This window comes from Kaistia soli DSM 19436, from assembly GCF_900129325.1.
In the GTDB taxonomy this organism is placed as follows: Bacteria; Pseudomonadota; Alphaproteobacteria; order Rhizobiales; family Kaistiaceae; genus Kaistia; species Kaistia soli.
This window is the reverse complement of record NZ_FQUP01000007.1, coordinates 172,006-192,387: the sequence shown is the minus strand read 5'-3', so window position 1 is coordinate 192,387 and position 20,382 is coordinate 172,006. Positions and strand designations below refer to the sequence as shown.

General features: G+C 63.2%; 28 protein-coding genes and 1 pseudogene. 4 read left to right on the top strand and 25 right to left on the bottom strand.

Annotated elements, in window-relative coordinates; all coding sequences use genetic code 11:
* Positions 1–26: 26 nt before the first annotated feature.
* From BUB39_RS22640 to BUB39_RS22630, 3 genes are read right to left on the bottom strand one after another with little or no spacing between them, the layout of a single operon-like run.
* Entirely contained in the window at positions 27–515 is a 489-nt protein-coding gene (locus tag BUB39_RS22640) for a hypothetical protein (RefSeq protein ID WP_073058245.1), read from the bottom strand.
* Between the two features lie 9 nt (positions 516–524).
* A complete protein-coding gene (locus BUB39_RS22635; RefSeq protein ID WP_073058243.1) occupies positions 525–1,046 on the bottom strand; it encodes a hypothetical protein in 522 nt (173 codons plus the stop codon).
* A 26-nt stretch (positions 1,047–1,072) separates the two neighbouring features.
* Positions 1,073–1,501, bottom strand: coding sequence for a phage tail terminator-like protein (locus tag BUB39_RS22630; protein WP_073058241.1), 429 nt, complete (start codon positions 1,499–1,501; stop codon positions 1,073–1,075).
* Positions 1,502–1,526: 25 nt separating this feature from the next.
* Between BUB39_RS22630 and BUB39_RS22625 the strand changes: the two genes are divergently transcribed.
* Positions 1,527–1,718, top strand: a complete 192-nt coding sequence (locus BUB39_RS22625) for a hypothetical protein (RefSeq protein ID WP_139251588.1) — start codon at positions 1,527–1,529, stop codon at positions 1,716–1,718.
* On the opposite strand, the gene BUB39_RS22620 is transcribed toward BUB39_RS22625, so the two are convergent.
* The 11 genes from BUB39_RS22620 to BUB39_RS22570 all read right to left on the bottom strand — a co-directional run bounded on the left by BUB39_RS22620 (position 1,705) and on the right by BUB39_RS22570 (position 11,731).
* Positions 1,705–2,085 carry an HK97 gp10 family phage protein gene (locus tag BUB39_RS22620; protein ID WP_244540351.1) on the bottom strand — a complete coding sequence of 127 codons (381 nt, stop codon included), beginning with the start codon at positions 2,083–2,085 and terminating at the stop codon, positions 1,705–1,707. The genes BUB39_RS22625 and BUB39_RS22620 overlap by 14 nt on opposite strands.
* Before the next feature lie 62 nt (positions 2,086–2,147).
* Positions 2,148–2,315, bottom strand: coding sequence for a hypothetical protein (locus tag BUB39_RS25575; protein WP_175561931.1), 168 nt, complete (start codon positions 2,313–2,315; stop codon positions 2,148–2,150).
* Positions 2,312–3,931 (bottom strand): phage minor head protein, encoded by a 1,620-nt coding sequence (locus BUB39_RS22615; protein WP_073058228.1) that lies wholly within the window; start codon positions 3,929–3,931, stop codon positions 2,312–2,314. Before BUB39_RS22615 ends, BUB39_RS25575 begins: the two co-directional genes overlap by 4 nt.
* Positions 3,932–4,309, bottom strand: coding sequence for a head-tail joining protein (locus tag BUB39_RS22610; protein WP_073058226.1), 378 nt, complete (start codon positions 4,307–4,309; stop codon positions 3,932–3,934). It lies immediately after the preceding gene.
* Positions 4,309–4,824: a DnaT-like ssDNA-binding protein gene (locus tag BUB39_RS22605; protein ID WP_073058224.1), complete on the bottom strand. Its 516-nt coding sequence runs from the start codon at positions 4,822–4,824 to the stop codon at positions 4,309–4,311. Before BUB39_RS22605 ends, BUB39_RS22610 begins: the two co-directional genes overlap by 1 nt.
* A 63-nt stretch (positions 4,825–4,887) precedes the next feature.
* Positions 4,888–5,421, bottom strand: a complete 534-nt coding sequence (locus BUB39_RS22600) for a hypothetical protein (RefSeq protein WP_073058222.1) — start codon at positions 5,419–5,421, stop codon at positions 4,888–4,890.
* An 81-nt stretch (positions 5,422–5,502) separates the two neighbouring features.
* The gene (locus BUB39_RS22595) at positions 5,503–6,648 is read right to left on the bottom strand and encodes a major capsid protein (RefSeq protein WP_073058220.1); all 1,146 of its coding nucleotides are present in this window, start codon (positions 6,646–6,648) and stop codon (positions 5,503–5,505) included.
* Between the two features lie 123 nt (positions 6,649–6,771).
* Positions 6,772–7,563 carry a DUF6651 domain-containing protein gene (locus BUB39_RS22590; protein WP_073058218.1) on the bottom strand — a complete coding sequence of 264 codons (792 nt, stop codon included), beginning with the start codon at positions 7,561–7,563 and terminating at the stop codon, positions 6,772–6,774.
* A gap of 66 nt (positions 7,564–7,629) precedes the next feature.
* On the bottom strand, positions 7,630–9,072 hold the full coding sequence (locus BUB39_RS22585; RefSeq protein ID WP_073058216.1) for a DUF4055 domain-containing protein: 1,443 nt from the start codon (positions 9,070–9,072) through the stop codon (positions 7,630–7,632).
* Entirely contained in the window at positions 9,072–10,409 is a 1,338-nt protein-coding gene (locus BUB39_RS22580) for a DNA-packaging protein (protein ID WP_244540350.1), read from the bottom strand. Before BUB39_RS22580 ends, BUB39_RS22585 begins: the two co-directional genes overlap by 1 nt.
* Before the next feature lie 668 nt (positions 10,410–11,077).
* The gene (locus BUB39_RS22570; RefSeq protein WP_073058212.1) at positions 11,078–11,731 is read right to left on the bottom strand and encodes a hypothetical protein; all 654 of its coding nucleotides are present in this window, start codon (positions 11,729–11,731) and stop codon (positions 11,078–11,080) included.
* Between the two features lie 186 nt (positions 11,732–11,917).
* On the opposite strand from BUB39_RS22570, the gene BUB39_RS22565 reads away from it, so the two are divergent.
* Entirely contained in the window at positions 11,918–12,472 is a 555-nt protein-coding gene (locus BUB39_RS22565) for a hypothetical protein (RefSeq protein ID WP_073058210.1), read from the top strand.
* A 245-nt stretch (positions 12,473–12,717) separates the two neighbouring features.
* A complete protein-coding gene (locus BUB39_RS25305) occupies positions 12,718–13,368 on the top strand; it encodes a hypothetical protein (protein WP_139251587.1) in 651 nt (216 codons plus the stop codon).
* A 124-nt stretch (positions 13,369–13,492) separates the two neighbouring features.
* On the opposite strand, the gene BUB39_RS22555 is transcribed toward BUB39_RS25305, so the two are convergent.
* The 9 genes from BUB39_RS22555 to BUB39_RS22515 all read right to left on the bottom strand — a co-directional run bounded on the left by BUB39_RS22555 (position 13,493) and on the right by BUB39_RS22515 (position 19,612).
* A complete protein-coding gene (locus tag BUB39_RS22555) occupies positions 13,493–14,146 on the bottom strand; it encodes a DUF6362 family protein (RefSeq protein WP_139251586.1) in 654 nt (217 codons plus the stop codon).
* Entirely contained in the window at positions 14,143–14,556 is a 414-nt protein-coding gene (locus BUB39_RS22550) for a hypothetical protein (protein ID WP_073058204.1), read from the bottom strand. The genes BUB39_RS22555 and BUB39_RS22550 overlap by 4 nt, the downstream gene beginning before the upstream one ends.
* A 1-nt stretch (position 14,557) precedes the next feature.
* Positions 14,558–14,848, bottom strand: a complete 291-nt coding sequence (locus BUB39_RS22545; protein ID WP_073058202.1) for a winged helix-turn-helix domain-containing protein — start codon at positions 14,846–14,848, stop codon at positions 14,558–14,560.
* Positions 14,845–16,275: a replicative DNA helicase gene (locus BUB39_RS22540; protein ID WP_073058200.1), complete on the bottom strand. Its 1,431-nt coding sequence runs from the start codon at positions 16,273–16,275 to the stop codon at positions 14,845–14,847. The genes BUB39_RS22545 and BUB39_RS22540 overlap by 4 nt, the downstream gene beginning before the upstream one ends.
* Complete coding sequence (locus BUB39_RS22535) at positions 16,272–16,916, bottom strand: hypothetical protein (RefSeq protein WP_073058189.1); 645 nt, start codon at positions 16,914–16,916, stop codon at positions 16,272–16,274. The genes BUB39_RS22540 and BUB39_RS22535 overlap by 4 nt, the downstream gene beginning before the upstream one ends.
* A 5-nt stretch (positions 16,917–16,921) precedes the next feature.
* A complete protein-coding gene (locus BUB39_RS22530) occupies positions 16,922–17,539 on the bottom strand; it encodes a hypothetical protein (RefSeq protein WP_139251585.1) in 618 nt (205 codons plus the stop codon).
* Positions 17,540–17,619: 80 nt separating this feature from the next.
* A complete protein-coding gene (locus tag BUB39_RS22525; RefSeq protein ID WP_073058185.1) occupies positions 17,620–18,942 on the bottom strand; it encodes a class I SAM-dependent methyltransferase in 1,323 nt (440 codons plus the stop codon).
* Complete coding sequence (locus BUB39_RS22520; protein WP_073058183.1) at positions 18,939–19,130, bottom strand: hypothetical protein; 192 nt, start codon at positions 19,128–19,130, stop codon at positions 18,939–18,941. The genes BUB39_RS22525 and BUB39_RS22520 overlap by 4 nt, the downstream gene beginning before the upstream one ends.
* Entirely contained in the window at positions 19,127–19,612 is a 486-nt protein-coding gene (locus BUB39_RS22515; RefSeq protein WP_073058181.1) for a hypothetical protein, read from the bottom strand. The genes BUB39_RS22520 and BUB39_RS22515 overlap by 4 nt, the downstream gene beginning before the upstream one ends.
* Positions 19,613–19,747: 135 nt before the next feature.
* Between BUB39_RS22515 and BUB39_RS22510 the strand changes: the two genes are divergently transcribed.
* Positions 19,748–20,059 carry a hypothetical protein gene (locus BUB39_RS22510; protein WP_139251584.1) on the top strand — a complete coding sequence of 104 codons (312 nt, stop codon included), beginning with the start codon at positions 19,748–19,750 and terminating at the stop codon, positions 20,057–20,059.
* Here BUB39_RS22510 and BUB39_RS25570 read toward each other — a convergent pair.
* Together BUB39_RS25570 and BUB39_RS22505 are read right to left on the bottom strand one after the other, a co-directional pair.
* Positions 20,031–20,186 (bottom strand): hypothetical protein, encoded by a 156-nt coding sequence (locus BUB39_RS25570; protein ID WP_175561930.1) that lies wholly within the window; start codon positions 20,184–20,186, stop codon positions 20,031–20,033. The genes BUB39_RS22510 and BUB39_RS25570 overlap by 29 nt on opposite strands.
* A gap of 11 nt (positions 20,187–20,197) precedes the next feature.
* A pseudogene (locus BUB39_RS22505) lies at positions 20,198–20,380 on the bottom strand (hypothetical protein); the annotation flags it as partial.
* Positions 20,381–20,382 lie beyond the last annotated feature (2 nt).

Here is a 20,382-nt window from a genome sequence, read left to right as displayed (position 1 = left end):
GGTTCAAAGTGGCGATCGCAATAGGATCACGTCGCCGCCTTCTTGACGATGTTGCTGTTGATGCCGATCGACGAGTTCAGCTTGACGTAGGAGTTGGCGCCACCCGGCTCCTCGGCCGCCGCCATGACCTGGCCGACGAAGTAGCGCAGCCCGTCGACCGCACCGGATGCTCCGGACTTGTTGGCGAACTGAACCTTGAAGGCATAGTCGAGCTTCGTGGCATTGGCCGCCACCAGAGCCGCCTGCCCTGCGTCGGACTGATCGGCCAACATGACGAGCGAGAGGGTGCCGGCGTCACGGGTGCCCTTGGCGCGCACGCGGCGATTGCGTCCGATCAGGTCGGCGGTGATCTCCGCCGCAGTGTCGCCGAACGCGCCGATCGTCTCGGTCTGGCCGATCTCAACCCAGGTCTTAGGTGGCGAACTCTCGAAGTCGGCGAGCACGAAATCCGAATTCGACTGCGCCATTGCCGGGCCGATGAAGATCTTCATGCCGGCGGTCTGAAAAATGCCCATCTGGGTCTCCTATCCGTTGAGCCACTCGGTTGTCGGCGCGCCGAGAAGCTCTCGGGTCAGTCCGCCCATTGACGTCACCTTTCCGCCGAGACGCGGAAGGACCTCATGCCATGCCACCGCATAGCGCTCGTGATCCGCCCAGGGAGCGGAATCGCTGTCGTGGAAGTGTGGCTCCGCGTTCATCGGGACGCCGCAGAGCACGATCTTGTCGAACCCCATCTCGAGCGCGACCTTGACCCCGAAGAGCCCCGATGAGCCCGAGAAGGTCATCTCGGGCCACATGTGCCAGACGACCATGCTCGGCTCGACGCGCCAGAGACCGTCCTGTCCGGCCCCGTCCTCGTGGAACACGATCTGATCCGGCTGCGGCCGCTCGGCCTTGGTCCGGGCCGCGAGCCATCCCGGCATCTTGTCCTTGTGCAGCGTCACCCACGCCGCCAGCGGGCCGTCCCAGGCGACGCCAATGTCGTTGGAAGCAATGACGCCGTCCGGCGCGCCGATGGCGCGGAACGCCTCGACATCGCTCCACACCGATGCGGCCCCGCCGATAACAAGCGCTACGCGAGGGCGTACCACCGCACCGTCACTGGGATCTGCATCATCGGCCCCTCGATCAGGGAGGGCCCGTCCGTCGGTCTTTCGTCCACGCATATCGTCAAGGCTCCATTCCGGAGGCGGGTGTTGTCGAAGTGGCCGGCTATCGCGCCGGCAATGTCGCGCGCGGCCTGCTCGCCGGCGGCGAGCGGCCAATACACGTCGACCTGAAAGAGGCCGGCGTAGCGGACCGACCGGGTGATGGTGGGCCGGCCATTCGGCGAGCGGAGCGAGGTCGCCCGCAGATACGGCTTGGGCTTCCCTGCCCCGTCCGCGGGCGGCGTGAACGCCACATTCGTCCACGCGATCGGCAGCGGCGGCGAGAAGACAAGCGCGTTGAGGTGCCGATACAGCGCCTCCACGATCTTCGCCTCGGTCGATATTGCGGCCACGGTGCGTTTCCCTATGATTGGGCCGATGGCCGATGATCAGCCGCTTTCCGATGAAGACGTTCACGAACGGCTGGTCCGCGCGGCGCAGTTGCTCGGCACTGCGCCAGGCGAAACCACACGAGGCGATACCGCGCTCACCGCATCGCGGAAGGCGCTACGGTTGATGCAGCTCGGTCTCTTGATGGCGATGGAGAAAGCGGACCCTACGGGCCGGTGACGCTGCTCTTGAGGCGTTCCGCTACGCGCGCGACGATCGATGGCCACTGGGCAGCGGCGAGGGCCACGAAGCGCCTCGGCTGACGCTTTCCGCCGCCGTATTCAATGATCGGAGCATACTTCGCTGAATAGCTGGCGACGATCGTATCGCCGATCTCGGCGCCTGCGATCGCCATCGATGCCGCGTAGGTGAATTTGGCGCCCGCCCCCGGATTGGGCATTGCCGCGGCGACTGGCTCCGTATTGACCCCGACCTGCAGCGAGGACCGCAAGAAGCCGGTGTCGACCGGCATATTGCCACCCGCACCGACCGGGCGCTGCATCTCTTCAATGACCTCTGAGGCGCTCTCGCGAAACACCGCGTCCATGCGCTCTTCAGTTTCTCGCACCCAGGCATCAACCTGTGCCGTGAAACTGGCTTGGCCGGCCATCAGGCGTTGGCCGCCTTCTTCTCGGCGATGATGCGGCGCGCCTCACGCAGTTCCCGGGCGACCTCGGGGCTCTGATCCTCGAGATCCTCGACATCGCGCACGAACGCCTCCCACTCCTCGACAGAGGCGAAGGGTGACGGAGGGTCGATGAAGCCGTGAATCGTCATTCAAGTGAACCCGCTAACCGATCGACGAGGTCGTCGAAATATGCCCGCCGAGCCTCATATGCTTCAGCACTCTTGCCCAGCAGCCGAGCAGCATAGTCCAGATAGCCCCGCCGCGCCATGATGGTTGAAATAACGTGCTGCACAACCTGCCCTGCCGTTGCGAGATCCAGCAGCCCGGCGCGGCCTTGCACGGCCATTTCCGCGAAGACCTTCTGCTGGACGGCGTCATAGACCTCGATGCCGAACTTCGTCTTCACCTTGGCCCGGTATTCACTCCCGTCATGGCCATGCGCGAAGACCTCGTCCATCCCGGGGAACCGCAGCATCATCGCGATGTCGCCGCGGCTAAGGGACGTGCTCGACGGGTGGTTATGGTGGAGCACGATCCGCTTGGCCGGGCTGTTCAGCAGCTTGGTGAGCGCCGGCGTGAACCCGACGAAATTGCTCTGGTCGCTGTCGATCGTCTCGACCGGCTCTCCGCTGTCCAGATCATAGCCGGCGAGGTGCTCCTTCCCGTCTGCCCTCCCCTTCGAGACCACATAGTCCTTGGCTGCCGCATCAAGGGTGCCGCGTTGGAACGGCTTTGGAGCCGAGGGCGTCACGCCGGCCAGATAGTCGACCTTGACGTCCATCCAGCAGCGGCAGTTGACGACCTCGGCGGGACCGCCAGCCGGGTCGCCCGGATATTGTAGCTTCGCACCGCTTGGCGACACGAATTCGGCCCGAAAGCCCACCTTCTTGCCGTTCAGGATCCGGTGCGTGTCCCGCACTCGGCTGTCGGAAGCTGAGTGCCACACCTTCCGGACGGCGCCCTCCTGGACCTGGCCGGCCTCGATCGCCTGCCGGGCCGCTTCCATCGCGCCCTTGTGCAAGGCCGTCATCGCTTCGGTTCGACCGATGGCCTCGCCCCTGTAGCGGAGGGCCCTGTTTCGATAGGCCGCGACCATCTTCGCCAGTGCCTCGGCCGGGATTGGCTTCTCCTCGCGGATCGCCTTCTCGATGGTGCGATCGAACCGCTTGTCGCGGAGCGTCATCGCCGTGGCTGCGCGCATCTCGGTCGGGTTGCCTGAGGCAAGCCGAGCTTGAAATGACCGCACCCACTGCTCCTGGCTCGAGGTAAGCCCGAGGATGCCGCCCTCTCGCTTGCCAGTCGCCGCATTCACGCGGCCTGCGATGTTGAGCGCCACGGTGCGCGGGTTCTCGCTAGCTTCCATGCTGGCAGTGAGCACCTGCCGCACCATCTCGCGTTGATCCGCGATGATCTCGGTGATCAGCCTCGATGAGTGACGGCGAAGATCGTCCTCGGCACGCTGGTTACGCACGTCGAAGCGGATGTCGATGCGGTGGCCCGAAGGCTGCCGGAGCGGCGGAAGTCCCTTGGTTGTGAAGTCGCCCCCGTCTGCGTAGGCATCAGCGATGGCCTGATCGAGGTCACGGAAGGCCAGGGGGTCGAGCCCGACGGCACGCAGGGCACCGTCGACATCGCCCTTCTCCAGCAATTCCCCGACCAGCCCGATCTGAACGTCATCCCTGAGCTGATAGACAGCATCGAGGAAAGCCTTCTGCAGACGCGGCCGCCAGCCTTCGACGAGCTGGTCGAAGCGATTGGCATCCATTCAGCGGCTCGCTCTCAACGTCCACGTCGCCTTGGCCGGGTCCGTCGATACGGCGGGCTGTCCTCTGCCTTCCGGAACAACGGTGAAGGTCTCGTCCCGGACGGTGATCCGATCGCCCGGAGCCGGCTCGACGATAAGGGTCGATGCCAGAACCAGAACCTTGCAGTCACCTGCGTTGACCAGACCGCCAGCCAGATAGCTTGATGCCCACTCGTCATTGATCGCCTTGCATGGATAAGACGTCGTCGTGACGGCGCCGGGCTCCCATGGGGTCGCCGGATCAGGAGCGCCGACGGTTTCTCGCGTCAGCACGGCGTCGAGGAAATCGTCACCCAGCGCGTCCGCGATGAGGTCGGGGATGTCGTCGAGAAAGGACATCAGCCACGAACCGCTCTTGCCGTGTAGGCGCTCTGCGCGCCGAGAAGTCCCGACAGAATGCCGTCGATCGTGCTGAACACGGTGCCGGCCGTGGCGCCCGCCGCATATTCGACCTCGACCGATACGGCCTTGACGCGCTTGATGGCACCGCCGCGCTTCAGGTCGGGCGAGAGGTTGCCCGGCTTGGCGAGTTCGCGCACCGCGGCCTCAGATGTCGCTGTGATCATCTCCGCCGGTATCTCATTGGACGCGATGGCATTGCAGTCCGCATCCTCGGCCCCGGCGCGAGGCCATGCCAGCGCCTGCGCTCGTCTTTTGAGCCGGGCGCCTGAGAAGCGCGGCGCATATGTCGCGTCGATCCAGGCGGTTGCCCGGCGCAGTGCGGCTTCCGCTGCCTCTGCAGGAGCGGCTTGGAAGGTCAGGCCCCGCGCAGAAGCATAGGCGACGGCATCCGCAACGGAGACGTAGCTCTCCGCATCGGCGCGTCCCGTGCCATCCTCGACAATGAGCGTCATCGGCGGTCCTCGATCGGAACGAGCCGGGAGCTCTTCGTCCCCGGCCCTCAACATTGGCGCGACTTACGCCTTGCGACGCTGGAATTCGGCTTCGATGACTTCGCGGGCATCCGCCGCGTTCAGGTCGTCGCGGCCGGAGATCTGCTGACCGAGCACAACCTGCTGCTTCCAGTGCAGAGCGGACCAATCCTCGGGGATGTCGACATCGCTCTTGATCCCGCCGGGCTTGTCCGGGAGCCCAGCCGCCTCGCGGATCTCGGCCGCTGACTTTCCAACGAAGGCGCCGTGGTTGTGCTCGAACTCCGTTGCGTCCTTGTCCGGGAACCGGATGTCCGTCGGCGTCGGCTCGGAGAAGGTGCCGCTCGGATTGCGATCGGCGCCAGCGACGGCGGGCGAAGGCGTGACGCCGCGGTTGGCTTCCGCTGTGCGCTTGATCTCAAGTTCCCGCAGCGTCTTCCGCTCCTCGTCGGTCAGACCATCGGCGACCCGCTGATCGCCATCATGGAGCTCGTGCTTCTCGGGATCGAAATCGGTGCGGTTGATGATCGCGTAGTCGCCGTCGCCGTGCTTGATCTTCACAGTTTCAATGTCGCCCATGGCGGTTCTCCATATGCCCGTGAGATGAACGACGCCGGCTCAAGGCAGGCGCCGAACGACCCGCAAAAGCGGTGTGAGTGATCACCCGAGAAGCAGGGCGATGTGCTCGGATTTCACGATGCCGACGCCCCAGGCGAGACCGACCTCGTAGCGCATGCGGCGATACTCACGGTACAGCCGGATCTCGAACGAGATGCCCGAGACAGGGTCGGTAACCATCTGCATGTCTTCCGCGCTATCGCCGCCATCAGGGGCGGCAGGGGCGCGTGCCGCCAGCACCAAGGCGTTCTCGGTGAACGCTACATTGTCGGTGAAGTTGTTGCCGACGGTGATCGCTGTATTGTCGGCTGCGGCGGAGAGAAGCCCAGGCGCGTTGAGCGTGAGCAGCGTCGGGGTGGCTGACGCGACGACATACTTGTTGCTGTCGCCGGCGAAAGTGACGATGTCGCCGGCATTGATCGTACCCGAGCCGGTGTCAACCGCGATGGCCGTGGAGCCAACTGAATAGCCCGCGCCATTGTTGACCAAGTAGCCCGAGCCGCCTCCCTTGGTCACGAGACCGACGCCCGCGCTGTATCCAAGGCCGAAGCCCATGACTTCGGTCAGGACGCGGCGACGGAGAAACTCATCCGTATTCGCCTCGTTCGCCTTGAACAGGACGGACTGCTTGCCCTCGAGATTGAAGCGCGCCGCGGACCCCACGATCAGGTGGCGGCCGAACTGCGGGGCGCCGTTGGTGTCGAGGATCTGGTTGATGCCCGCGAAGTCGGTGAAGTCGCCGGCGGTACCAAAGGGTGCCGTACCGGCTGTGCCATAAGCGCGGGAAGCCGCCCTGTAGGCCGTGGTGACGAGATCGACCTCAACCTGGTTTGCGAGCCAGCGGAACGCCTGAGCGAACTGATCACCGAGGATCTTGTTGTACTGACCGCCCGGACCGATGGCCCGCTGCTCCTCGCCGTTCCACCGAACGGGCGAGTATTTCGACTTTGAGATGGCAACGGTCTTCGAGCCGATGGTGGCGTCCCCGTCATCCGGCGGCACCGAAGCAGGCGTGATGTTCCCGCCGGTCGCAGCAGGGACAACCGGCACCGTGACAGTCTGACCCACGGCGGCGCGCTCCATGGTGGCGTCGCGCTGGACGGCCGGGATCGCGCCGATGAGTTCACGAGAAACGAGGTCAAGGCCGGCAAAGATGCTCGGCAGAACGGCCGTGATGGTGTTGGCCATGGCCAAACCCTTTCATGAGGAGAGGATGTGTATGGAGCGATTGGGCCATCCAGCCCGAGCGCCTCTCCCCATCCGGGGTTCGGCCGGTTGCGCCTTGGTGCGCCGGTGCGCAGCCGGCTTTCGTCAGTCGACGATCTGGGTCTGGCCGCCCTGCATCGTCTTCATCTGATCCGCGGGCGAGAGCTTATTGAACTCGTCCCGTCGCAGCGTCTTTCCGCCCGCCGGGCCGGTGACGCCGCCGCGCGAGCCGCCGCCATTGCCGCCGGATCCCTTCAGGATGTTGTCCTTGTAGCCGTACCCATCGACGAGCATCTCGAGGGCCTCGTCGAACTCGGCCAGTTCGCCGGGCTTGGCCCTCGAATAGAGCTTGTTCCCGGCGGCGTCGTGACCGACGATCTTGCCATCCTCGATCTTGAACCGGGTACCGAACATCGCCTGGATCATGTCGCCAGGCACAGCGACCTTGTCAGATATGAACTTGGACCGCGAGAACGCTCCGCCAACCTTCTCCGCGTAGAGGCCATCGGTGAGCTGCTGATTGGCCGCCTCGAGCTCCTTGATGCGCTCGCCACTTGCCTTCGCTGCAGCCTCGACCTGATCCTTGGCTGCTTTCGCTGCCGCGTCCTTGATCTCCTGAACCTTACCGGCCGTCACCAGTTGGCCCTGATCGAGATTGCGGATGGTCTCAAGGGCCTTGCGAGCGGCGTCGCCATCCTCGATGCCTTCGAAGGCTTTGAGCTTACCCTCGGCGGCCTCCTTGGCCTCACGATGGCCCCTCGCCTCCCCATTGAGCCGGGAGATCGTGGCCACGGTCGCGGGCGCGTCGAACGCGATCTCCTTGCCATCGTCCGTCACATAGACAGGCTTGCCGTCGCTGACCACGGCGTGGCCTGCGTCATCGAGTTTCAGTTTCATGGGAGTTCCTTCGGGCATCCGCCCGGCTGGGGTGGGCTATCAGGCCCATTCACCCGCGCGCATCCGCTACGCGGGCAGATTCGATGGATCATCAACAGGAAGGCCGGTGATCGGGTCGATCTCTTGTTCCGGCTCCAGCCCCTGCAGCTCCTCGGCGATCCGGAGTTCTTCCTGATCAGGATCGAAGTCGCTCGGAAGCACATCGAACCGGCGGAGGCCGTCCCAATAGGTGAGCTGGGAGATATCTTTGGCCTTGCGGGCCGTTGCCAGGGCGGTGAGCGGCGCCTGCGCAAAGGGCTCGACGCTGAAGTCAGTTGAAATGTCGAGTTCGACGGAGGCTTGCCGGCCGAGATAATCACAAGCGATGACGAATGCTTGCTCCAATGCGTCCTTCAGGCCGATGACCCAGGCCTGCAAGACGGAGTGAGCCTTGGCCGTGTCGACGCTGGTCGCCGTTGCCGTTACGCCGCCAGCGCGCTGCACCATCGGCTGCATGCCGAGCCGGCGCATATCCTCAGTGATCGACCCTACATGAGACGCGACCTGCTCAATCAGAGCAGCATCAGGCTGAATGAACTGCCACGACGTCTGCACGCCCTCGACTGCCGGCGCGAAAAGGATCGATCGGGGGCCGACCTTGATGTCCCCCTCCGGCTTGCTGAAGCCGTTTGCCGACAGCATCGGGAACCCGGCGAAGTTCAGGATTTCATCTTGTCGGGACAGAGCTTGGAACAGCTCGATCTGCAGGTCGGCGAGATCCTTTAGCGGTGGCTTGTTGAGGTAATCGCCGCGGCGCTCGCCGGTGAAGAACAGCACCAGCGGGACATAGGAGAGGCTCGTCTCCCCGTACTGATACTTGAACCAGTTCCCTTGATCGTCGGCGCGCCAAACCTGCCAGATGCCGGGCTCAAGCACCCTCACCTGATTGATTGTCGTCTCGGCAAAACCGCTACGCTCGGTGACGCACTCGCGGATCCTGGCATGAACCGGGACGAGCCGACCCCCGATGACTTCGAAATAAACCGCGATAAGGTCGATCGCCTGGATGTGCACGAAGTAGGGTCGTGCTCCCGCTGCCTTCTCATCCGCCCTTGTTGCGTTCGGCGGCATCGGCGGATGATCGATCAGGATGCCGTGCAGCCCGTCCGCGATTCCGTCCGCGAAGACATCACGCGCAAAGATCGTGATGCTGTTTCCGCGAGTGTCGACATCTTCGACGAGCGACTTCAGATCGAAGTCATCCGCTCCCCTCACTCCGATGTCGCGTGAGAAGGGCTTGGAGACGAGAGCGGCCAAGGCGTCGTTGAACTCGGGCCGCCACGGTGCCGTTGCCTTCCGCCGCGCATAGTCCTCGGTCGATTCAGCCTCGTATTTCGGCAGGTAGGCGACGCCTTTCCCCCGCACCGCGGATGCCCCGGCGCGAATATCGGAGATCATGGCCCAGGCCCCGCAGAGAGCCTGATACGCGCCACTCTCGTCGTTCGGGCTCGGCGTTTTCGGATCGGCCATCAACGCCTCGTGGAATAGGAGGAGACAACAGGCGCTGGCGCCGCAGGCTTCAACATCAGTTCTGTCAGGGCCCAGACGAGCGCGTCTAGACGGTCCGGCGATGGCATGCCCGAGAGCGGCTCCCAGTTAACCATCTGGTCCTCGAGGTCTGGAAGCGGCTTCCAATGGGTGACTTTGCCCTGCTCATAGAGAGCGGCGACCGGCTCGGCCCGCGCTGCCTTCCCTCGGGATGCGTGCACGATGGTGACTGGCACGCGAGGATCCACTGTGCGAATGGCGTGCGCCACGAGATCGCCGCCCTGGTTGCCCTCGGCAACGATCCTGTCAGCCCCCAAATCGCGAAAGAGCTCGATCGCTTTCTTTGCCCAATCGCCAGGGGAGCGGCGGCCAGACCGATCGGCGAGCACATAACCGCGATCATCGGTACCGAGCCCCGCCGCTACGATGCCCGTTTCTGCACTGTCTTCCTTGTCGGTCACTGCGGGATCGACGGCGACAACGACGCGCTTCATCTCAGGCAGCGGCTTCAAGAACCTCGCGGCTTCGACCATGGCTCGGGACCAGAGCGCGCCCTCGGCCTCTTCCATGATCTCGGCCTCGAGCTCCTGCCGGCCTAGCCGCGTGCCCTCGTATTTCGAGACGATCTTGTCGAGGAACACGGGAGCAAGATTGGCGCGATTATCGAAGGTCGAGCCCCGCGTGATCACCGTGCCAGTCGACTTCATGATCTCGCGCAGGATCCGCAGCGGCTTCGGCGTCGTCGTAATCGTGACCTGCGGCGCGTCGCCGAGACGAAGCCCGAACATGGCCATGTCCCAGGTCTCGCGCAGGTACTTCCACGCCGCGAGCTCGTCGCACCACATCGCTTCATGCTGCGGTCCGCGAAGTCTTTCAGGCTCTTCAGCCGAGAACAGCGTCGCAACCGCGCCATTTGCCCAGGTCAGCCGGCGCTTCGAGGGTTCGTAAATCGGGCGGCCGATCGGTTTCCGGTCGATCGTCCGATCGCCGCGCCAGCACACCGAGAGAAGCCCACTCTCACCCTCAACCATGACATCGCGAGCATCCGAGGCCGTCGGCGCTATCAAGGCGACACGGCCACACCCCGCCAAGACCTTCTCGCGCACCCATTCGGCTCCGGTGCGAGTCTTGCCGAACCCGCGGCCGGCTAGAACCAGCCATGTCTGCCAGTCTCCTGGCGGGGCCACTTGCTGCGGCCGCGCCCAGAGGCGCCAGTCGACAAGGATGGCCTCGGCTTGCTCGTTACTCAGACCCTGAATGACCGCCAGCCGGTCCGCCTCGGGCAGCGAGGCGAGCGATCCGATCAGCGAGTGCGTCACGCGCGGTCACATCCCTTGTTTCGATAGGACCGCCGCCGGCGCCGGTATGCTCCACCGCGGCGAGGCGAGGATGGACGTAGGGAGCAGCATCACGGGCCGCGGCGCGAGCTGCGGATCTTGCCGACGTCACCTTGGCGATATCGGCTTCTCTGCCCTTGGCTGCCTCAGTCTCGGCGATCTCATGGTGGTGCCGCATATCGGCCAGTATGACGTCGAGTGGAGTGGCACCGGACGCTCTCACCTCGGCCTGCCGCTTCTGCGTGGCCTTATTCGGCTCACCCTTCTTGCGCCCCGCCCCTGGTCTATTGCCGCCGCGCGACATGTTTGATTACCTGATGCTCGCTTTGATTGTTTTTCAAATGGAGGTCTGCTTTGCCTGACCAGCGTCAGGCAAAGTGCCTACGCGCATCAAGAACATGGATGCGGCATGTGCCGGAATCGCTGAGAGGTGGAGCAATATACCGCCACCGAAAAGGCAATTCTCTAGCAGCCGGTCGCACCGTCCGTGCTGCTTGGCGCTGGGGATGGCCGGGCTTGCTTTGGAGTAGGTGACGATTGCAACGTTTGCAGGTCGGTAGCTCACAGAGCGCATGCTGCCGGCCGCCCCGACCGATCGGCGATGGCTTCGAGAGTTCGCCCTGGGCATGTTGTCGGAGCCGCCTCGAACTCTAGATTTCACCCTTTCGAGACAACGCCACAGCAGCTACTGCGTCGTCGGGCAGGTTCATTGGCCCTTTTAGTTCCTTATTGGCGTTTTCCGCAGACAGAACCACCAACTTCGAGACATCGTGGCCAGCGTCTTTCGCGGCCTTTTCAATTGTCTTTCCAGTTGCCAATGCATCGACCAGAGACTGCCCCGGTGAGGGCCAAGCATAGACAGTCAGCCCTTTGCCCCCGGCTGCGGCATCACCCTTGGGGGGAGCTTTGTCATTTGCGTAAAGCGTACCAATCGCCGACGTGACGATGTCCCGGTCTATCGTGGGGTTATTCGTATCGCGAGGTAGAGCGATGGCAACGAACGACTTGCCAGTCTCGTTGCTCGTGATTGAGGTCCCGCTTGCTGATGCAACCATTCTCGGAGAACTGGCATAGGCAAAATACGCCCAGCCGAGACTTGATATCATCATCAGCGCGCCAACAGACACTCCCAAGGAACTAATTTCAACCGCCCCCGCCTTAAGTTCTAGCGACCGCATAGTGCGCTTCAACCCGGCGCCGTTCGTGTAAAGCAGAAAGCCGAGATAGGCGCAAAGAGCTCCGCCACAGATAAGCAGGGCGGCCAGCAATGCCCTGGCGACGATAAGCAGCGAAGCCGGATCCATGTTCTGAACCCCCACGATACCGCATCATACCTCCACTGCGTGCATGGAGCGTCAAGACCGCCCTTTGAGGTACTGCGGCGGAGACAGCCGGCGCAAGGCATGAATACTACCCCAAGACGTTGTTGGTAGATCGACAACCTGTCTCGCCTCTGCGATACTTCAATCGCCTTCGGGAGGGGCTATCCAATGACCAGATTGCTTTCAATAGCGTCCGTCGCGCTAGTAGCGGGCGTCGGCTTCAGCTCACTTAGTTGCGCAGAAACGATCAGCCTGACGAAGCCTAACGGACAGCAAGTTCAGATCGACGCTACGCTGGTTTTGCGCATCAGAGCGGCGATATTGTCCGCCGACGAATCTCTACCTCACGTGCCAGGTGCGATCGGCAAGACCAGAGTTGATTGGGCACAGACGAATCAAGTCAAGGAAGAGGCGGCTACAGTTGCTAAGGTTGTTGTGACGAGCCTACCAACCTTGACACAATTGACGCTGCCAGACGGCGACCCGATTTGGCTTGACGGCCGGAAGTCATCGGGACCGACATTCGTTCCGTCTACCGACAAAATGGCGGGAGTGAAGTCGGCACTAATCATCGGTAACAAGCGGCAGCTGTTAGCCAACAGCCCCGAAGAAGTGGCCGCGGCGATTAAGGCCGCTGGCGGGGACGCACGCCCCATACCTTCGGCCAATATCGAAGCACTCACAGTTACGATCGAAGATTGGGACGCTCCACCGTTGAAATAAAGCGGGGACTAACCTTTGGCTCCGACCTGCGAGACCGACCGCGCCGGGGTGTTGAATCTTCGCCGGAGCTTGACTGCCCTGCATCTTGTTGGCCTCGGCGATGGCCGAGACGGCGACGCGGGGGTCGTCTTGACGGCGCTCTTCGCGATATTGGCGAGCATCGAAAGGCGGTCGGCGGCAGTCCACTCGGCCTTTTCGGCCACACGACCGACGATTTCCTCTTCACGCTCTCGGGGGATGATGGGATGGAAGGACGCATTCTCGCAGCTGCGGGCAAGGCCGCTGGCCTAGCAGGAATCTCCATTGGGGCGTTCCTGATAATTTTCCGGGACGTCCTAGCCACCAATTTCCTGCCAAAAAGCGGCCTTTCCCAGGTCCAAGCTTTCTCCGTCCTAATTTTCCTAATGATAGTGACATTCGGTATAGCTGGCGTTGGCGTAACTGCTTGGCTGATCGGCCGAACTTCAAAGAAAGTTCGGACGTCAGAATTGATTATTATATCACTTTTGCTTCTGTCAATATTAATAACCGCCGTATTGTTTTCAAACAAACAAACACAAAATGCAGAAGACGCTATAAGGTCTGCAGAAATGCACGAGAAAATTTTGAAGAATGCTGCCAAATTATCGCCCTTGACCAACTCCCAAGTCGCGAACTTAACTTCAAAATGTTCTTGGAGAAGCGATTATTTCTATGACACTTTTGCTCCTCAATATATTGAAAGCTGGCGTGATCGAACAAAATACCAGCCTGAGTTTGATTATTCTACCCTTGAGCGTGACCTCAATGGTCTAATCCCTCAGGGAAAAATAGACGCGGAAGAAAAAACAAAATGGATAGATGCAATAAACTGCCTCGAGGACGAGATTAGAGATCTTGTCGGTCCTGACACCTAAAAATGGCTTGTTCAGCGGTGCCCCGTATCGTCGGGCTGGTGGTTGCGGTGGCAGGGTTTGAACCTGCATCCTACGGGGTATGTTGCCTGGCGAGCTACGGGACTGCTGCACGCGACAGAAAGATCTAGGCGGCCAACTCGTCCTCAACCCGCTCCAGCTTTGCGCGGCGGCGGCGCTCCTGCTCCTTGCGACGGTCGGCGTTTGTCTTGGCGAGCCAGCGCTCGAATGCTTCGGGATCATCCGGTAGCCCGGCGCCAGGTCTGGCGTCTTCGGTCATGAAAGACCTCGGCGACGCGACTTCGGGCAGGCTATCGATTTGCACCCCGGTTATGCCCCCACGATTGGACACACGTCCATAGTCAGGATAACGCAAGTTAATCAAGGCCTTGCAGAGGCTTACCGCAATCCGTTCATAGATCAATCGGAGCAGCCGGTCGGCTGACCTGCGGACGACGCGGTTTTTCTTGCACCACGAGGCGAAAGACTGCTTCCGCGCCTCACAGACGGCCCGAGCCCAGACGATTTGTCGAGACCGATCGTCGTCTACGAGGGCCGACAACCATGCCTGTGCTTCATTGGCGCGAGAGATGTGCGCCGCGGTCGGAACGTAGCGCGTCTTGACGGCCGTGTAGCCGTAGGCGTCGCCCTTCTCCTGAGCGAAGACGGGCCAGCAGCTCTTGGGCGCGCCCGGGCCGATCCGTCCGGCGACGATGTGATCCATGGTGTCGGCCGCCTCAACGAGGCGCTCGCGGACCAGCATTGCATTCCAGTTCGTCACAGAAGCTCTCCTTGCGGCGCGGGATTGAGAAGGGATCGAAGGGCGATGACCAGGATCATGTAGATCCGGGATCGCTTGGAGAACCGGCGGCCGGCCATGGCATCCCGCCGGATCACGGCAAGGTCGATGGCGTCGAAGGCAGCCATGAAGTCCCCTGCCCGCGCTTCCGCCCATTCGGGGAAATCGAGGACCACGTCGGACACCGCTAGTATGGTTTCGGACCAGAGCTCGGCGGTGTTGTTGCGCGACCAGAGGATGGCCTTCAGCACGAACAGTAAGTGTCCCTCGCCATGCTTCAGCACGATCCGCCGCATGACCTGCCGGGCATGGGTCTGCCGCGGGCGCCGGCGGCGCCGGTAGGGCACGATCTTGATGCCGAGTTGGTCGCAGAGGCGATCGATCTTGGACACGTCAGGCGGGCACTTTCAGATACCAGCCCTTGGCGCGGATATTGACGATCTCGGCACCGAGCGGGCCGATCGTCTTCCGGGCCGCAGTGATGTGGGAGCGGAGGGTGACTGCCTCCATGGGCTTGCGCCAACCCGCCAGCCGGGCAATGAGCAGGTCGAGCGCTACCGGCTGCGGCGCGTCAGCAGCGAGGCAATGGATGAGCTCGGCAACAGTCGGCGTCGTCTGGACAGACATTTCGCCGATCCGCACCGTGTTCGTCGGCAAATCGACCGCCACGCGGGGGTTGCTCATAGTTCGAGCCCCTGCTGCCCGCCGCGCCAATCGTCGACGAGGCTGGCAAAGCGGGTGTAGCGCGCCTCGCGCTTGATTTCCTGGCTGTTGCCGCCGGGGCCGAACCGGGCCTTGAGCCCCACGATCTCGGCGAGGTCCTTCGCCAAGGCGGCTCGCGCGCGGATTTCGTCCTTCCGCTTGTCGGTGCGAGCCATCGCAAGCAGGTGGCTGGTCCACTGCTCCTCGACATAAAGGGCGATGAGGCCGTCGAGGTTCTCCAGCGCGCCGGCGCCGCCATAGCAGTCCGACCGGACCGGGCGGGGATTGTCCCGCCCCCCGCCGTCGCTGTTGCGCTGCATCAGCAGCAGCCCGGCGTTTTCCGTCTCCTGCATCAGCGCTTTCAGGTCGCCATAGACCTGATTGACGCCCTCCGCCAGCATGGCCCGGCGGTCGGTGAACCCGACCCGCTTGGCGTGATCAATGATGACTAACCCCTTCCCGAACTGGCGATTGAAGGCGCGGACCCACATGGAAATCTCGGCCGTCGTTGGCCGCCCCATCTTGCGAACCTGCAGGGGGCGCTTCGAGAGGTCGTTGATGACCGCGATGCTGGCCGCCACCTCCTGCTCACTGGCGCGGCCCTTTCGGAGATCGGACGATTGCACCGAGGCGCGCTGTGAGGCGATTTGGCGATAGACCTCGGCGGGCTTCTGATCACCAGAGAGGAAGAGGACCGGAACGCCTTTGCGAAGCGCGTGTTCGGCCTGCTGCAGAGCGAAGCTCGTCTTGCCGCCGCCGCTGTCGGCGAGAAGTCCGACAAGCCAACCATATTCGAGATCATCGCCAAGCACGGCACCGATCTCGGACAGGAACCACGGCACCGCATCACTCGCCTGGCGCTGATAGGCGTGGCTGATCTCGTTGATCGCCTGCTGTGCTGGGTCGATATCCTCAACCGGCTTATGACGGCCGGCGGCCTCCGAAAACGCCTCCTCGCAATCCTTGAGGATGGCCTCGATCTTTGCGATCGGGCTCGCGGCCATCGCCATTTCGCGGATGTCTTCCGCGGCGCGGATCATCGCGCGGCGGATCGCCAGCGCCCGGATGCCCTGGGCATAATCGACCGCATTCATCGGCAGTCCGGCTTCGGACATCAGGTGGATCAGGTATTCGATGAGCGTCCAATGCTCGACCCGGATCGACGGATCAAATGCCCCCTTGAGCGTAACCGGGTTTGCCGGCCGCCCCTGGGCAATGAGCGCTGCCGACGCGCGCCAGATGTCCTTGTGGATCTGCAGGAAGAAGTCATCGGCATCGACGAAGCCGGCGACGCGATCGAATATCGCCTGATCCCGCATGAGGCAGCCGATGAGCCCGATTTCGAGCTCAAGGTTCTGCGGCAAGGGCAGCGGTTCATCATAGGGCTGGAAGGGATGGACATTGCTCACGCCGCCCTCCTCTGCCCGGCAATCAGCGCCCGGACATCCATCGAATTGCCCTCGATCGCGACATGGCAGGCGATGCCGAAGGCGTCCGACTGATCCATGTTCTTGATCACGAAGCCGGCCCGCAGCCCGATCGAGCTCGCCCACATCTTCGTCTCGCGCTTGGACCAGCCGGCGCGGTCTTTCTCCGGCGTGCCGACAGGAGCGCGCGTGGCGACACCGCAGGTCTTGCGCCAGGTCGCCGGCGTCATCCGCTTCGGGGGCACGGTGCGGATATGGTAGCGGCGGCACATGGTGTATGCGGCGCCCTGCAGCGCCGGCAGGATCAGCATGGTGTGCGGGTTCGAGGCCAGCTCCTCGACCGTGCGGCTGGCGAAGAACTCATCCCTGATGACGCGCTTCTTCTTCGGCAGAGCGCGAAGCGGGGCCTCGATCCCGGCGAGATCAACCTTCAGCTTGCGGCTTCGCCAGTCTTTGAACAGCGCGTCGAGCTCGTCGGAGAGCGCATCGCAATTCTCGTTGAAATCCTCGCCGCGGCAGGTGAACGAGCCGAGCGTGACGCGCGGAAAGCGCGCCTCGCCCATTTCCTCGATCAGGCACCAACCCGTGTTTGCCGAGGAGAGATCGAGACCGAGGAAGTTCATGCCCCCTACTCCGTCGCGCGCGCCGCAACCTGGGCATCATCCGGCCAAGGGCCGCCAAAGGGCTCCTCGTCCTCGAGATTGGCCTGGGCGCTTTCGGCCTCGTCGCCGTCGATGACCTCCGTCTCCGATTCCTCAGCGGCCTGCAGCGCGAACACCAGCTTGCGCTCTTCGACGCCGCGGTAGTGACCTTCCAGCCAGCGCTGGCCGGCCGCGGTAGTGAGATCGTGCGGGTTGCGATCGGCGGGCTCGCCGAACCGGCCGGCGCGAAGTCCGTCGAGCTCGGCCTTCTCGTCAATCGGCGCGAGGTTCGGGGCAACCTCGAACAGATCAAGCTGCGACTTCTGCACGCCGATGCCGAGGATGTTCAGGTATTGGAGCAGCTTCGCGAGCTCGGCGGCGAACTCCTCCGCCTTGCCGGACTTCTGAATCTTCAGCGCGCGCTTGGCGGCGGCGAGGTTGATGCCCTTGCCTTCTGCTTTGGCATAGGTGGCGCGCATCGATCCGTTCGTGCTGGCGTGCTCCTCCTGCGCCCGGCGCATCTCAGACAGGAAGACCGTGATAAGGGCCTCCGGCGCCGGCATCGGCTGATTGTGTTCCTTAGGGGTCTCGACCGCGACATTCATGGGTTTGATCTCCTTGATCTGAGCGAGGCGGGCCTCGATGCGGCGGGAATCCTGGAGGTAGGCTTGGGAACGGTTGGCAATCATTCGGGTGCCCACATGACGAGATAGCCGGTCGGGATGTTCGTGCCGCTCTCGGCGAATGAGACGACCGGCAGGTCCTGCCAGCGTCCTTTCAATTCGCCGTGGTCGTACCAAGCAGTTGCCGGCAGCACGGTGACGAGCAGCCCGCCGGGCTTCAGGAAGCGCAGCGCGTGGCGGACGTGGTGCAGGTAGTGCCGGCCATAGAACCGCGGGTTCATCACCACGCGGTCGAAAGTCGGTTCGGCAGGCTGCTCCAAGAAATTGGAGGTGACGACCGAAAGCCCACTCTGGCGCGCCTTTTCCGCGCGGCCGGGGTGCACCTCAATCCCGACGACGGAATGGCCGCGCTTGCTGATCGCGCGCATGATGCGACCGTCCCCACAGGACGGCTCAAGCACACGCAGAGGCGCCGGCTGATCGCGCCAGCCATTCCTCAGGCCGGGAAGGTCCGGGATGCTGGCCGCCTCGACGATCTCGGCAATCACGGCCTGCGGCGTCGGGTAGAACTGCAGATCCTTGGCGACCGCAGTCGACGGCTTGCGGCTCGGCTCCTCACCCTCGGCATCGGGGAGCACCTCGCCATAGAACTCGGCGAGCGCGCGGTTGATATCGAGCAACAGGTCAGGCCCGAAAATGACGTGCGCGTTGCCATTGACGAACTTGCGGACGCGAAGCCCACGGATCTGGACCTCCCCCGCCTTGCTTCCGGACGTGTAGCTGTGAAGCGCGTCGAGCGCGGCGAACTCGTCGTGGGCGATCAAGGGCTGTGCCTGATACGCGGCAAGAGCGTTCAAGAGATCGCGAAGCCGGTCTCGGCCATATGAGCCCCAACCGCCGACCGATTGGAGAATGACTCGCTTCGGAAGCCCGGCGACGCCGATCTTGACCTTGGAGTGCGACTTGTAGGCCGGGTCCAAGTCGACAAAGACCTCGGCAAGCCCCTTCAGCAGATGGAACCGAGTGCGGAGCAGGTAATCGCCGAACGTCAACACGACGTTCTCGCGCGTCAGCGGTGGCGGATTGGCAATATCGACTTCCCACTTTCGCTTGTCGTTCGCCGACGCGATGAGATCAATGTTCAGGCGCGTGTGGATCGCCTTCCAAGCGGACACCAGAAGCGCGCGATGGGCCGCCTTCTCGTCCACCGACGGCTTGCCGCGCCACCAGATGTCGCCGCCATAGGTGCCGCCGACACAGGTTGCCATTTCGAGCCTGCCGGCGGCTTCTCCGAGCGAGCGGATTTCTTGGTCGAGCACAGCGCTTTTCGCGTCGTATTCCTCGATCATGTCGGAGATCGTGCGCTGCAGCGCCGGAGCGTTCATGCGGCACCCTCAAGCGACGCGGTTGGCGGGGCGGGATAATCCCGGCGGGCCCTTGAGACCTCGCCGCGCGCGGTGGCCTCGGCAATTTTGCGAGGCAGACCGCCGTCGAATTCCATGATGGCGGCGCGCTCGTCATAGAGGGCTTGCCAGTCCTCGGCGGTCCATGGGGCTTGGCCTGCAGCGCTCATGCCGCGCCTCCCTCGATGACCTTGTCGAGCGCGGTCCCGAGCGCGGCGAGGCGCTCCATGGCGGCTAGAGTGAGACGGCGAACCTCGACAGCCTCGGCAAGATCGATGCTGCCGTCAGCCAGAGCTTCCGAAAAAGCGACCTCGACCTTGGCGCCGCCGTTCAAAACGCCTGCGAGATGCCCTAGCCAATGGGCAGTGCCAACGCCGGTCGGGATCGGAACGAGAAGATGGCCGGTCAGCTCGGCGAGCGCCCGCGTGATGACGGGCTCGCCGCAATGCGCCTCAAGGTCGGCGATAGCATCGGCTGGGATAAACGTCCCCTCGTGCTCCTCGCCCGTCGAATAGTATTTCGAGACGGTCGACTTCTGGACCCGCGTGACCTCGTCAGAGACGAAGGTCGGGCCACCACAACGGTCAACGAGTGCCTTGGTAGCGGCCTTGATGGCCCAATAGTCATTCCGGGGCAGCGTTCGCATGTTCATGACACGGCTCCGCTCGCGGTTTCATCGACGGCGCGTGCGCTACGGCGCACATGTCGAGGCGAAGCAATGCGGCGCCGCTCCGGGGAGGAGCTCGCAGCGGCGCCATCACACCGGGACGCGGGGACATCAACCGGCATGAACGCAACGGAATTGACCGCAAGGGTCGAGGTATTGGAGGCGGTCGTCGTCGAACTCGCAGCGGCGCTTTCGCCCATGGCAGCGGAGGAGATCGCAGGGAGGCTGACGGGCATCGCCGGGGCCGGCGACATCGACGCCGAGTTGGCGGAATGGCTTGCCGAGGATCTGGTTCGGCAGGATGACGACTTCGGGCAGGCCGCGATCATCCGTGTCGACTTCCGCGCGAAACGGCGAAGAGCCTTGTTCGGCCCGGTCGAGGAGACGATGGCGGATGCCGTCGTCATTGCCCTGGCCCCACCACAGGGATGAGCATCAGCAGCGCGAGGCAAATGCCGGCGATGAGCGTGGCTCCGACGATGCTCAGTTCGTCGAAGGTCCAGCCGCCATCCATGTCGGCGCGGCGCTGCGAGCTAACGTCGGGGCCGAAGTTGTTCATGCTGCGGCATCGGATTCTGCCGACAGCACCGCCTCAATACGCTCAAGTGTCTTGAGGCTAATGGTGCCGCCATCTCTAAGCCGGGCGACCAGCTTTCCGTCGTTCACAGCGACCCGGCCAAAAGTGCTCTCGGCCATGCCGCGCTCGCGACAGTGGAGGGTGATCCGATCGAGAATTTCCTGGGTGCTGGTCATGA